General features: G+C 33.5%; 15 protein-coding genes. 5 read left to right on the forward strand and 10 right to left on the reverse strand.

Annotated elements, in window-relative coordinates; genetic code table 11:
- The first annotated feature begins 255 nt into the window (after positions 1-255).
- Complete coding sequence (locus tag ABE048_RS14765; protein ID WP_430312028.1) at positions 256-1,200, forward strand: alpha/beta hydrolase; 945 nt, start codon at positions 256-258, stop codon at positions 1,198-1,200.
- A gap of 243 nt (positions 1,201-1,443) precedes the next feature.
- On the opposite strand, the gene ABE048_RS14770 is transcribed toward ABE048_RS14765, so the two are convergent.
- From ABE048_RS14770 to ABE048_RS14790, 5 genes are all read right to left on the reverse strand, one after another.
- The gene (locus ABE048_RS14770) at positions 1,444-1,662 is read right to left on the reverse strand and encodes a YneF family protein (RefSeq protein ID WP_403093709.1); all 219 of its coding nucleotides are present in this window, start codon (positions 1,660-1,662) and stop codon (positions 1,444-1,446) included.
- 91 nt (positions 1,663-1,753) lie between these two features.
- Positions 1,754-2,194: a sporulation inhibitor of replication protein SirA gene (gene sirA, locus ABE048_RS14775; protein WP_430312029.1), complete on the reverse strand. Its 441-nt coding sequence runs from the start codon at positions 2,192-2,194 to the stop codon at positions 1,754-1,756.
- Positions 2,195-2,329: 135 nt separating this feature from the next.
- Complete coding sequence (tkt, locus tag ABE048_RS14780) at positions 2,330-4,333, reverse strand: transketolase (protein ID WP_430312030.1); 2,004 nt, start codon at positions 4,331-4,333, stop codon at positions 2,330-2,332.
- Between the two features lie 92 nt (positions 4,334-4,425).
- Positions 4,426-4,662, reverse strand: a complete 237-nt coding sequence (locus ABE048_RS14785) for a DUF896 domain-containing protein (protein WP_430312031.1) — start codon at positions 4,660-4,662, stop codon at positions 4,426-4,428.
- A 147-nt stretch (positions 4,663-4,809) separates the two neighbouring features.
- Complete coding sequence (locus ABE048_RS14790; RefSeq protein ID WP_430312032.1) at positions 4,810-5,412, reverse strand: LysE/ArgO family amino acid transporter; 603 nt, start codon at positions 5,410-5,412, stop codon at positions 4,810-4,812.
- Positions 5,413-5,515: 103 nt separating this feature from the next.
- Here ABE048_RS14790 and ABE048_RS14795 point away from each other — a divergent pair, with 103 nt between their 5' ends.
- A complete protein-coding gene (locus ABE048_RS14795) occupies positions 5,516-6,961 on the forward strand; it encodes a PLP-dependent aminotransferase family protein (RefSeq protein ID WP_430312062.1) in 1,446 nt (481 codons plus the stop codon).
- 62 nt (positions 6,962-7,023) lie between these two features.
- Here ABE048_RS14795 and ABE048_RS14800 read toward each other — a convergent pair whose 3' ends face one another.
- Positions 7,024-7,680 carry a YneB family resolvase-like protein gene (locus ABE048_RS14800; protein ID WP_430312033.1) on the reverse strand — a complete coding sequence of 219 codons (657 nt, stop codon included), beginning with the start codon at positions 7,678-7,680 and terminating at the stop codon, positions 7,024-7,026.
- On the reverse strand, positions 7,670-7,990 hold the full coding sequence (gene yneA, locus ABE048_RS14805; protein ID WP_430312034.1) for a cell division suppressor protein YneA: 321 nt from the start codon (positions 7,988-7,990) through the stop codon (positions 7,670-7,672). Before yneA ends, ABE048_RS14800 begins: the two co-directional genes overlap by 11 nt.
- A 167-nt stretch (positions 7,991-8,157) precedes the next feature.
- Between yneA and lexA the strand changes: the two genes are divergently transcribed.
- Positions 8,158-8,772: a transcriptional repressor LexA gene (gene lexA, locus ABE048_RS14810; protein WP_430312035.1), complete on the forward strand. Its 615-nt coding sequence runs from the start codon at positions 8,158-8,160 to the stop codon at positions 8,770-8,772.
- Positions 8,773-8,917: 145 nt separating this feature from the next.
- Here lexA and ABE048_RS14815 read toward each other — a convergent pair whose 3' ends face one another.
- Together ABE048_RS14815 and ABE048_RS14820 are read right to left on the reverse strand one after the other, a co-directional pair.
- The gene (locus tag ABE048_RS14815; protein ID WP_430312036.1) at positions 8,918-9,826 is read right to left on the reverse strand and encodes an aminopeptidase; all 909 of its coding nucleotides are present in this window, start codon (positions 9,824-9,826) and stop codon (positions 8,918-8,920) included.
- A gap of 195 nt (positions 9,827-10,021) precedes the next feature.
- Positions 10,022-10,393: a hypothetical protein gene (locus tag ABE048_RS14820; RefSeq protein WP_430312037.1), complete on the reverse strand. Its 372-nt coding sequence runs from the start codon at positions 10,391-10,393 to the stop codon at positions 10,022-10,024.
- 169 nt (positions 10,394-10,562) lie between these two features.
- Here ABE048_RS14820 and ABE048_RS14825 point away from each other — a divergent pair, with 169 nt between their 5' ends.
- Both ABE048_RS14825 and ABE048_RS14830 read left to right on the forward strand, forming a co-directional pair.
- Positions 10,563-11,048 (forward strand): DUF2975 domain-containing protein, encoded by a 486-nt coding sequence (locus ABE048_RS14825; RefSeq protein ID WP_430312038.1) that lies wholly within the window; start codon positions 10,563-10,565, stop codon positions 11,046-11,048.
- Between the two features lie 17 nt (positions 11,049-11,065).
- Positions 11,066-11,275 carry a helix-turn-helix domain-containing protein gene (locus ABE048_RS14830; protein ID WP_430312039.1) on the forward strand — a complete coding sequence of 70 codons (210 nt, stop codon included), beginning with the start codon at positions 11,066-11,068 and terminating at the stop codon, positions 11,273-11,275.
- A gap of 123 nt (positions 11,276-11,398) precedes the next feature.
- On the opposite strand, the gene glnA is transcribed toward ABE048_RS14830, so the two are convergent.
- Positions 11,399-12,733, reverse strand: coding sequence for a type I glutamate--ammonia ligase (gene glnA, locus ABE048_RS14835; protein WP_430312040.1), 1,335 nt, complete (start codon positions 12,731-12,733; stop codon positions 11,399-11,401).
- Between the last annotated feature and the right edge of the window lie 33 nt (positions 12,734-12,766).

Here is a 12,766-nt window from a genome sequence, read left to right on the forward strand (position 1 = left end):
CGCAGGAGTCGCCATCTTCCACTTTATAGACAATGTACTAATTAATATGGTATATAACAATAACACATTTAATGTCCGTGATTTTTATCAAATCTTTAAATTACGAAATTGACTCAATTATCAAATTTATAATAAAGCAGGGAATTAATATTCAAAAAGGATGCCAAGCTATTAATACTTTCAACCTTTTTTCGAGTAGATATTTCAAGAGCGCCGTATAAGGTATATCAACAAAGATAGAAAGTGGTGTTAAGTATGAAAAAAAGAATTATTTGGATTTTTGGGTTAATAACCGGAATTGTAGGAGGTATCGTTACACTGTTGGGTTATTTAGTAACGAGTCGAATTATCTATATAAAGAAAAAAGATGATGATTTCATTTTAGAACGCGAAAAAAAGGCGTTGCGCTATGACGAAAAATGGTACGAATTAGTTGACAAAGAGCACTTAAGTATTTCTTCACCTAACGGCTATTTGATTAAAGGTATTTATTTTAAACCTTTACAAACAACAAATACAATGATTGTTTGCCATGGTGTGACAGAAAACAAAGTAAACTCTGTAAAATATGTTCGATTATTCGAAAGACTTGGGTTTAATACGGTAGTCTATGATCACAGAAGACATGGTGAGTCCGGTGGTAAGACAACAAGCTATGGTTATTATGAAAAATTTGATCTGCAAGCTGTACTTCATTCAATAACAGAAAGATTGAACGATGATGCAATTATTGGCGTACACGGTGAGTCTATGGGAGCTGCAACGACATTATTATATGCTGGAACATTAGAAGACAAAGCGAACTTTTATATTGCCGACTGTCCGTATTCGGATTTCTCTGAAGAACTTTATCATTTGCTCACAAAACAAACACCATTTAAAAGTCCACTCGCTATTAGACTCGCGAATATATTTTTGCGATTACGTGACGGCTATTGGTTAAAAAGCATAGCTCCTCGTACAGCGGTTACGAATATTGAAAAACCCGTTCTTTTCATTCATAGCTTACCAGATGATTTTATATTACCTGGAATGACAATCGAATTATATCGATTAAAGAATGGTCCTAAAATGTTAAAACTATTTGAGCAAGGTGCACATGCCCAATCATTCAATACAAATCCGCAAGAATATGAAGACACTGTTCGAGAATTTATAAAAGAATATGTGTTGAATAAGAACGATTCCTTAAAAGTCTAATTCTTAGGTCTATTTTCTATCTGAATTAGCTGTTTGACCCTATCTGATTCTGTCGGTTAATGATTTCTCTCCAAATTATTATGACAGTTATACTTAATAATCTTACACAAAATAAAAATGCCGACGAAAGAAATTTTCGATGGCATTTTTTAATTGGATATTCCACTATTTAAAATTGAGCTATATCAAAGGATTGTCCATAAAAACAAGTTTATCACTAACTTTCGGACAGAACCGTTTTATTTATTTACTCAATTTATTCATTTGGTTCATCATTTGTTTGATTTGTTTTTCAGATGGTTTACGTCCCATTTGAGTCATCATTACACGTAACATTTGTTCGTTAATAGGTGGGTTTTCTTTTAAATATTTCATCATATATTGACGAGCGATAAAGAATCCGCCAACTAAACCTACGATTAATGCTACTACTATTAAAGTAATCGCTAATCCAGTACTCACTAATTTTCCTCCTCTAAATTTCGCATACGAGAAAAGTTTCTCCAAAGAGGATTATACAATAAAAACTACTTCGATACTACTATTTATCTAATTATCCCTCTGCTACAGCTGAAAACTTTAGTGGTTTTAGCCATCCACATTCGACTTCATTTTTATTGAATCCAATAAAACCCGAGCTAATCTTCGATAAAGTAGCAAATAAATCTAATTCAAGCATACGAGATCCAACACATGTTACAACCATATAATACGGTTGAATTTCAATATGTAAATCACCTTTAAATTCGTTTGTCAAAAAGATTTCATGGTTCTTCATATGAATCGCAGTGAAATTCTTATATAAATATTGCTCTATAAAAGCTTCAATCTCCTGCATTGGCAATATTTCACATAAATAAGCTAATTCCTGCGATGGATAAAAAGCATTATTTTCAGTTTTTAAATCTCTAATTAAATCGAATAATAAACGCTCTCTTCCGTACACAAATGACTGATGCTTTTTTTTGACATGAAAGATTGAGTAAACACGCATCTATTGCCACTCCCTTCTTTCAACTAATTATACCTTTATTTTATCGAATATTTTGTCAATTTGCACTGTAAATAATCCACTTTCTTTGTCAAAAAACAAAAAGTAGAGGAAAATTACCTCTACTTTTTAAAAGTTCTATTTTTCAAATAGTGCTTTTACTTTTGATACAACATTTTCAACAGTAAAGCCATATTCCTTCATAACGATTTCACCTGGAGCACTTGCACCGAAACCATCAATTGCTAGTACATCGCCTTCGAAACCTGTATATTTATGCCAGCCAAATGATGAGCCCATTTCGATTGCTAAACGCTTTGTTACAGCTTTCGGCAATACACTTTCTTTATATGCTGCATCTTGTTCTTCAAAACGAGCAAAATCAGGCATAGAAACAACAGTTACGTCGATTCCTTCATTTGCAAGTTCAGCTTTAGCTTTAACTGCTAATTGTACTTCTGAACCTGTTGCTAAAAGCAATACATCTGCAACTTCTTTGTTTGCTTTTTCTACAATATAAGCACCTTTTGCAACACCATCGTAAACAGTTTGTACATCTACATCAAGTACTGGTAAGTCTTGACGAGATAATACTAATGCTGTAGGTCGGTTTTTAGAAGATACTGCAAGTTTCCATGCTGCTGCTGATTCATTTGCATCTGCTGGACGAATTACAGAAAGATTTGGCATTGCACGTAATGCTGCTAAATGTTCGATTGGCTCATGAGTTGGACCATCTTCCCCTACTGCAATTGAATCATGTGTGAACACATATGTTACAGGAAGTCCCATAAGTGCAGAAAGACGAACTGCTGGACGAACGTAATCAGAGAATACGAAGAATGTACCGCCAAAGACATTTAAACCACCATGAAGCGCCATACCATTAAGTGCTGCACCCATTGCAAATTCACGAACGCCGAACCAAATATTACGACCACTGCGATCTGTTGCTGAGAAGTCGCCAGTTCCTTTAATCGTTGTTTTGTTTGAACCCGCTAGGTCGGCACTACCACCAAAGAATGCTGGGATTTTTTTAGCTAATGCGTTAATTACTTCACCTGAAGATGAACGTGTTGCAATCGATTTGCCAGCTTCATAAGTTGGAATTTCAGCATCAAAATCTGCTGGAAGATCACCTGAGATTGCTTGTTCTAATTGTGCACCTAATTCAGGATATGCTTCTTTATATGCATCAAATTGTGCATTCCAAGCAGCTTCTACATCTTCTCCATGTACTTTTGCAGCTTGTTTAAATGTTTCGTATACTTCTTCTGCTACAAAGAAATCGTCGTTATCCCATTCGTAAGCTTGTTTTGTAAGTACTACTTCATCTTTACCTAGAGGTGATCCGTGGGAAGCTGATTTACCAGATTTGTTTGGTGAACCAAAACCAATCACAGTTTTTACCTCAATTAAAGTAGGTTGACCTTTGTGTCCTTTTGCTTGTGAAATTGCATTATTAATAGCTTCAGTATCATTACCATCTTCTACTAATAAATAATTCCAGCCATATGCTTTAAAACGTTCTGCTGTATTATCAGAGAATGATTTGTTTAAATCACCATCTAATGAGATGTCATTACTATCATAAAGAACAACCAGTTTTTCTAATTGTAAGTGACCAGCAAGTGAAGCCGCTTCTGCAGAAACACCTTCCATTAAGTCACCATCACCGCATAATGCAAATGTATAGTGATTAATAATGTCGTTATCAGGTTTGTTATAAACACCTGATAAATGTGCTTCAGCCATCGCCATACCTACAGCCATTGAAATCCCTTGTCCAAGTGGGCCAGTTGTCGCTTCTACACCAGCAGTATGACCAAATTCAGGGTGACCTGGAGTTAAAGAACCCCATTGACGGAAGTTTTTAATTTCTTCCATAGGTAAGTCATAACCACCTAAATGAAGTAAGCTATATAAAAGCATTGAACCATGTCCTGCTGATAAGACAAATCGATCACGGTTAAACCATTGAGGATTTTTTGGATTATGGTGTAATTGTTTTGTCCAAAGAGTATAAGCCATAGGTGCTGCACCCATTGGAAGCCCTGGGTGACCAGAGTTTGCTTTTTCAATTGCATCAATAGACAAAGTACGGATTGTATTAATTGCAAGCTGATCTGCTTGTTGAGTCATGAATAGACATCCTTTCTAAAAGCAAATTATTATTCTATTACAGTGTAGTCAACATTTCTACATAAAACAATGGTTTTTAGACAATTGTTCTGTTAATTCAATGGTTTGTTTTTTTGTTGCATTGCACGTAATTTAGCTGGAGTAACTTCATCACCATTTGGATCGAAAACACGAACATTTTCAATTGTGCCTCTCATCGACTCACGAAAAGTATCTAAATATTCTTTGCGAAGGTTGGTTTGTTCCTTTGCTTCTTCAACAGTTAAACCTGCTTCTTTTGATTTCTTTGATAAATAGTTAATACGTTGAATTTTTTCTTTTGGTAACATATTAAACACACCTTTCATAATTACCTTACTTAAAGGTATGAAAAAAAAGCCTCAAGCGCAAGCTTAAAGCTTTATTTTGTTGACAAATTCTATCATACTTCGCTAAATGTTTTATTCTAGATATTTATCCCGAAATTTTCAAATTAATTAAATCAAACTAATGAGTAAGTAAATCGCTGTCCCCCAAATAAATAATGCTGAGAGTTTATTGAAAATGATAAATACCTTCTCAGAAATATCTAGTTTTTTCATACCTACACCAACAATCATTAAACCCAAAAACCAAAGCCAGGAGACACTAATACATGCAATGGCAAATAAAATTTGTTCTTTTCCTGTATACTTTAACGCACTTGTACCGATAACCCCAACCGTATCTAATAGCGCATGTGGATTTAATAGAGATACTGATAATGCAAAAAGAATTTGTTGTTTGATTGGAAGAGCTGACTTCCCCTCTAAATCGGCTGTACTCGAGTTCCAAACCACCTTACCCATATATAAAAGAAAAATAATACCACCGATTAATAAAATGAAACGAATCCATTCAATTTGCAAAACAATCATCGATAATCCAAAAACAGCTAATACAATTAATAATGTATCACTAAGAGCTGCGGTAATAGCTGCAGGGAGTGCCTTTAATATATTTGGTTGCGTAACTCCTTGTGAAAATACAAAAATATTTTGTACACCTAATGGTAAAATTAGACCGAATGCTAAAATAAAACCATGAAGAAATGCTTGCATTGTTCAATTCCCCTTTCCTTTTAATATCGTACTATGTTATATAAATAAGAAAAGGTCCAATTGGTTGGTAATCTAACCACCCAATTCTGTAAAAGGAGAAAACATAATGTGGCAACCAATTAAAAATTCTTCAATTAGTTTACAACGCCAAATTATTCACTGGATTACAGATCAAATTCAGTCAGGTGATTGGGGAGTCGGAACTAAGTTACCTACACAACGTCAACTTGCACTACAATTTAATGTAAACCGTAGCACCATTCAACAAGCTTTGGAAGAATTAAAAGCAGATGGCATTTTAAACTCAACAGTTGGTTCTGGTGTATTCGTTGCTAATAACTCCTGGAACCTTTTAGCAAAGAAAACTCAACCAAATTGGCAAAAGTATATTGAAGAAAGTATTCATAAACCCAACTATCATACGATTCAATTAATAAATGAGTATGAGCAAGTCGATTCAGTAGTCCGTTTAGGAACAGGTGAACTCTCTCCTACCTTATTGCCAGTTAAAAAATTGCAAGAATCTCTGCGACATCTTTCATTTGAAGATAAAGATTTTGGCTATTCCTCGCCGCAAGGTAGTTTAAAATTACGTCAAGCACTAAGCTACTATTTAAAGAAGCGTGGTATTACTACTTCGCCAGAAAATATACTAATCGTATCAGGAGCATTACAAGCACTTCAATTAATGGCAGTCGGATTATTCGAAACAGGGTCCGTTGTTTTTCAAGACCATAGTTCCTATCTTAATTCCATCCATCCATTTCAGTCATTTGGAATACAAATGAAATCTGTAAAACGTGATGAGCACCTTGAACAAACATTGCAAACAAAGAAAAAAAATCGACAATCTATCTACTATACTGTTCCTACTTTAAATAATCCAACTGGAAACGTTTGGACGTTGGATGAAAAAGAGAATTTATATAATACTTGCAAAGAACTACAAATTCCAATCATTGAGGATGATGTTTACTCTGAATTATTATTTGAATCTCCCATACCTTCTATAAAATCACTTGATTCATCTGGACAAGTTTTATACATCGGAAGTATTTCCAAAACTTTAAGTCCCGGATTACGAATTGGCTGGGTTGTTGGTCCAACCCCTGTTATTAATAGATTAGCAGATATTAAAATGCAGATGGATTATGGTTCAAGTGCTGTTTCACAAGAACTTGTTACCTATTGGCTTACTTCAGGACTTTATGAAAATAATTTAATTGAATTGAAAGATCATTTAATGTCTCGTGCCAAATTTGTTGAGAATATTCTTACTGAACAGTTCAATTCAATAGCTAAATGGGAAAGTTCCAGAGGTGGTTTTTATATATGGCTACGATTTAATGATCCTATTGTGACAAAGGAATTTTTCTTAAAACTTCTAAAAAGAAAAGTATTGATTAATCCTGGTTATATATATGATTCAGAAGATGCAAATCATATAAGATTGTCCTATTCATATGCATCATTAGAGGATTTAAAGAGAGGATTAATCATCTTATACGAGGAAAGTCTATCAACTATCAAAAACAGCTGTACTCCTTAGATTGGAATACAGCTGTTTTATTATTAGAATCAATTTCATAAATTCCGGCTTTGATTCAACGACTATTTTTCACTTTCTTCAACAAATTCTATATATCTTCTATGGACTGTTGCTTTACTTATATGAAATCCAAGCCCTTTTAAAGTTGCTGTTATTTCTTCAAAAGTCATTCCTTTTTGTCTTAAACTAATAATTTGTTCTATCGGTGCATCTATCCGCTCTCTACCTTCTGGATTTCCTCGTTCCTTCAAATTTTTTTCGGGTCTATAGCCATTTTGAACTGCTCTTTTCATACCTCGGCGAATTTTTGCATTATGTAATTTTCGTTGATACTCTTCAACAAGAGCTAATATTTCAAGCAGCATTGTATCCATGTCATTCAACTTAATATTGCCGGAATCACTTATCGTAAAAATATCAACATCCATCTTTTGCAATAAATGCAACACGGCCATTCGTCCATTACCACGTCCTAAACGTGTTTCATCTTGAACAAATAGGGTTGGAATGTGATACTCTTTCATATATTCCAGTAGATCTAATAAACCTTCTCTGTCAATATCATATCCACTGTGTCTATCATTGAATACTTCTACTACTTCATATCCCTTTGACTTTGCAAATGCTCTCAATTCTATTTCTTGTCTTTCTAATGATGTATCTTGCGTTTCTTTTTCTGTACTTACACGACAATACAATACAGCTTTGTTATTCTTCATTTTTGTCACTCGCCAATTCTATTCCTCTATCTTTTGAAATTACTTTTTTATATTCTGGAATAATTAAAGTATGACCAGCTATAATTTTATCGTCAATCATATTGTTCTCATTTTTCACTATGCGTACCCATTCGTCATTAGATAAATCACCTTTATATTGATCCGATAAAGACCAAAGCGTATCTCCTTCATGTATATCAATATTTATATATTTTGATGTATCTTTATTTGAAATAAAAAGAATGATCATACCAATTGTTACAAATACGATTAGAATAGCTGTATTTTGATTTTTATTAATCCAATTCATGTAATTCTCTCCCTTTATCGAATGTTTGTTCGGAATGTATGTTCTCACTATAAAACGAACATTTGTTTTTGTCAATTATTTTTTCGAACTTATGTTTGCGTTGTTTGTTCGGTAATGCTATACTAAATTTAACAATTAGAAGAATACTAAGATAAGAGGTGATTGGATTGAAAAAAGTATCGAAAAGACAAGAAGATATTCTTGAATTTATTAAAGAAGAAGTTCGCACTAAAGGATACCCACCTTCCGTCCGAGAAATTGGGGAAGCAGTGGGATTAGCATCAAGTTCTACTGTCCACGGACATTTAAATAGACTTGAAAGCAAGGGTCTTATTCGTCGCGATCCAACAAAACCCCGTGCAATAGAAATTTTGGATCAAGATAATATATCAAAACAAGGTGTAATGCATGTTCCTCTTGTCGGAAAAGTTACTGCAGGATTACCAATTACAGCCATTGAAAATATTGAAGAATTCTTCCCTATTCCAGACTATTATGGGACATCAGATGATCATATCTTTATGCTCGAAATTATGGGCGAATCTATGATTGAAGCTGGTATATTAGATGGAGATTATGTGATAGTAAAACAGCAAGCAACAGCCAATAACGGAGATATTATTGTTGCAATGACTGAAGAAAATGAAGCTACAGTAAAACGTTTCTACAAAGAAAACGGTTTTTTCCGACTTCAACCTGAAAATTCCTCAATGGAACCGATTATTGTTGATCGTGTCTCTGTACTTGGTAAAGTGGTTGGCTTATATAGAAATGTTCACTAATCAATCATATGAAAAAGCATCCAAATCTATTCATAAAAGATAGATTTGGATGCTTTATTTTTTTATCGTTAGTTGATTGGTATGATATTATCTTTATAGCGTTTATAAGAAATGTTTAAACTTTTGATTTAGTTCAAGATATAATTTAAGACCAAATAATCTTTGGATTTTTTGTTACGCAATCAATATGGACATCCGCTTGAATTGTACCACCAAACGTATGATTTGATCCAAATGCAACATGAATGGTATTATATGCTTTTTCATCTTCTAAAATACGACCGATGATACGTGCCTCATAATTCGTCCCTATACCTAATTCTGCGAGCATACGTCCATTTCCTTCACCTAAAATTTCTAATAGATGTTTTCCCTGTTCGCCTGTCGCATTGATTAATCGACCATTTTCTATTGTTATAAGAACCGGTTCATTAACAAGACCTATACCTGCGATAGAACCCGTAATCAATATTTCGCCATTAGCTTCCCCCTCTAAAGGCGCGATAAACGCTTCACCTGAAGGAAGATTCCCCGACGCTGCTTTCTCACGAAAAACTCCCGAACTAGGTATCCCTTTACGTGTTCCTATAGGAATTGACAATTCATACATTTCTCCAGTTTGAATTTTCACGTTTGCAAATGTCGTTAGTTTGTCTGCTTGTTCAAGCGTTTCTTTTTCAACTCTTGAATAATCCGCTCTCATCGCTCCATTTATGAACATATCTTCAGTAATACCTGGCATCGTAATTACAGAAGTACCTATTTCATTTGCATTACGTCTTGCTAGTGTATGAGTAAGGGAATACTTCGTTAAACAAAAAACTACTTCATAATTTAACATTTTTTGTGCCACTTCTGCAGGTGGTTCTTCTCCATCCTTTGTACGATCTTCCATTAAATACAAATCACTTTTCCAGCCATCATCTGTTAATGCTAATTCAAACAGTTTAGCCAATTCGGCTGTACTATGATCTCCAATTACTAAAATATGGTTTGGTTTTTCAAGTGAGAAATTATTGATCATTAAGTTCTTAACAATAGTATTTAAATTCATCAGTTAAATTTCCTTCCATCCTGAATATCTAATACTATTATATACTTTTATGGATAAAATTATTTGATAAGAAATGTAAACCGAATATTAATTAATCTTCGTATATTTTCATGAATTGATCCGGTTTACTTATTCAATTTTCCTTAAAACCTTTAAATGAAAAAAAAAAAAAACGCTAGTCTATTGACTGCGTCATTAATTACTTTTCCTAACTGTTCCCATGCCTTCTAACATTATTCTTGCGTCTGAATTTAGATAAGATAAAACCTCATCTCTCAAGAATAGTTGTTCTTTGCCTTTAATACATAGTTTTAATCCTCTAATATCAAATTTTGATGCGTATATGTTAATCGCATTAATTGTATTAATTTCAGACTTTGTTAAAGGCTTTTCTCCTTGATCAACTTTCTCCTTGATGAAATTCAAAATTTCTCTAGCGTTACTTTTTAAATGGGTTTTGTATTGATATACAAAATCCAAATTTTCTTCAATGAGCTTTCTTGCAGTAACAAAATCTAATTCATCTACAGCCTTGTTAATTATTAGAATAAGTTCTTTTCTATCCATTACACTGCCTCTTTCTAATATATTCTCTTTACTTTATCGGTATTAATCAAGAAAATTATAGCAATAAATTATTTAGAACACTTTTTTGTTATAATTCGATATTTTTTTATTGTTATTCGATAAAAAAGATGATAATATTACTTCATCAAAGAAAGGAAGTTGAGAAAAAATGAATAAAAATATCTTAAAAGTTACAAATGGTTTGGTGATGGTCGGAATTTCCCTAACACTATTAGTGCTTATATCTTTGCCATTGATAATGACAGCTTTTTTTAAAAGTGCCTTATTTATGACAGATACAAACTTAGATATGGTTGTAGTTATAGCGATTTATATCTGTGCTATTCCTTACTTAATAGCTCTATTCTCATTAAAAAAGATGTGCAAACTATTATTGTTAAATAAACCTTTTTCATCAGAAATGCCAAAACAATTGAAAATAATTTCTAAATGTTCTTTCAGTGAGTTACTTCTTTTTAATTTAACTACTCTAGGATTATTCATTGTATACGACATATACCTATATGCGTTCACAATAGTATCATGTCTAGTTGTTTCATTTGTATCTTTAGTAATATGCCTATTAAGTATTGTTTTCGCAAATCTATTTAAAACAGCGATTGAAATAAAAAATGAAAATGATTATACAGTTTAATAAAGAGAGGAGATATTATGACAATCCAAGTGAATTTAGATTTAATAATGGTAAAAAGAAAAATGAGTTCTACTGAACTTTCAAATAAGTTGGGAATCACTCAGGCCAATTTATCTATTTTAAAAAATAACAAAGCAAAAGCTATTAGATTTACAACATTAAATGAAATTTGTAAAGCTCTAGATTGTCAACCAGGTGACATCTTGGAATATGTTGAAGATGAATGAGGATTGAGAAAAATTCTTTGAATACATGCAGAAAAAAACTGCAAAATAAAAATATTGCCCACAAATAAAAATTTTGTGGACAAAGAAAAAGCATTGAGGCTTAGAGCCCCAACGCTTTAAATCTTAATACATTTTCATGTATTGGTCGCGTTCCCATTGGTGTACTTGTGTACGGAACATATCGAATTCGATTTCTTTTGCTTCACGGAAGTTAGCATAGATATGAGAGCCAAGAGCATCTTGGATTACTTTATCTTCTGCAAGTGCAGCAAGAGCGTCATTTAAGTTAGCTGGTAAGTTACCGATACCTGCTTCAGCACGTTCTTCAGCATTCATCACATAGATGTTGCGATCTACTGCTGGTGGTGGAGTAAGTTGTTGTTCGATACCATTTAAACCAGATTCTAAGATAACTGCCATAGCTAAGTATGGGTTAGCAGCTGGGTCAACTGAACGTACTTCGATACGAGTTGATAATCCACGAGAAGCTGGGATACGAATTAATGGTGAACGGTTTTGAGCTGACCATGCAACGTAGCAAGGAGCTTCATAACCAGGTACTAAACGTTTAAATGAGTTTACAGTTGGGTTAGTTACTGCAGTGAAACCTTTAACGTGTTTTAATACACCTGCCATGAATTGATAAGCAGTTTCGCTTAATTGTAAATCTGATGATTCATCAAAGAATGCATTTTCTTTACCTTTGAATAATGAAACGTTACAGTGCATACCTGAACCATTTACACCGAATAATGGTTTTGGCATGAATGTTGCGTGTAATCCATGTTTACGAGCAATCGTTTTAACAACCAATTTGAATGTTTGAATGTTATCACAAGCAGTGATTGCATCCGCATATTTGAAGTCAATTTCGTGTTGACCTGGAGCTACTTCATGGTGAGATGCTTCAATTTCAAAGCCCATTTCTTCAAGTTCAAGCACGATATCACGACGGCAGTTTTCACCAAGATCTGTTGGAGCTAAATCAAAGTAACCACCGTGGTCATTTAACTCAAGAGTTGGTTCGCCTTTTTCATCTAATTTGAATAAGAAGAATTCTGGTTCAGGTCCTAAGTTGAAGCTTGTGTAACCCATTTTTTCTGCACGGTCTAAAATGCGACGTAGGTTGTTACGTGGGTCCCCTTCAAAAGGAGTTCCATCAGCTTTGTATACATCACAGATTAAACGGCATACAGTACCTTTTCCTGTTGTCCACGGGAATACAATAAAAGTATCTAAGTCTGGATATAAGTACATATCAGATTCTTCAATACGTACAAAACCTTCGATTGAAGAGCCATCGAACATCATTTTGTTATCAAGTGCTTTTTCTAATTGACTAACTGGAATTTCAACGTTTTTGATAGTACCTAGAATATCTGTGAATTGTAAACGAATAAATTTAACTTCTTTCTCTTCTACAAGTTTACGAATATCATCTTTTGTGTATTTTCCCACACTAATCACTCTCCTACTATTTTATATGTAATA

The sequence above is a fragment of the Rummeliibacillus pycnus genome, from assembly GCF_050459865.1.
In the GTDB taxonomy this organism is placed as follows: domain Bacteria; phylum Bacillota; class Bacilli; order Bacillales_A; family Planococcaceae; genus Rummeliibacillus; species Rummeliibacillus pycnus_B.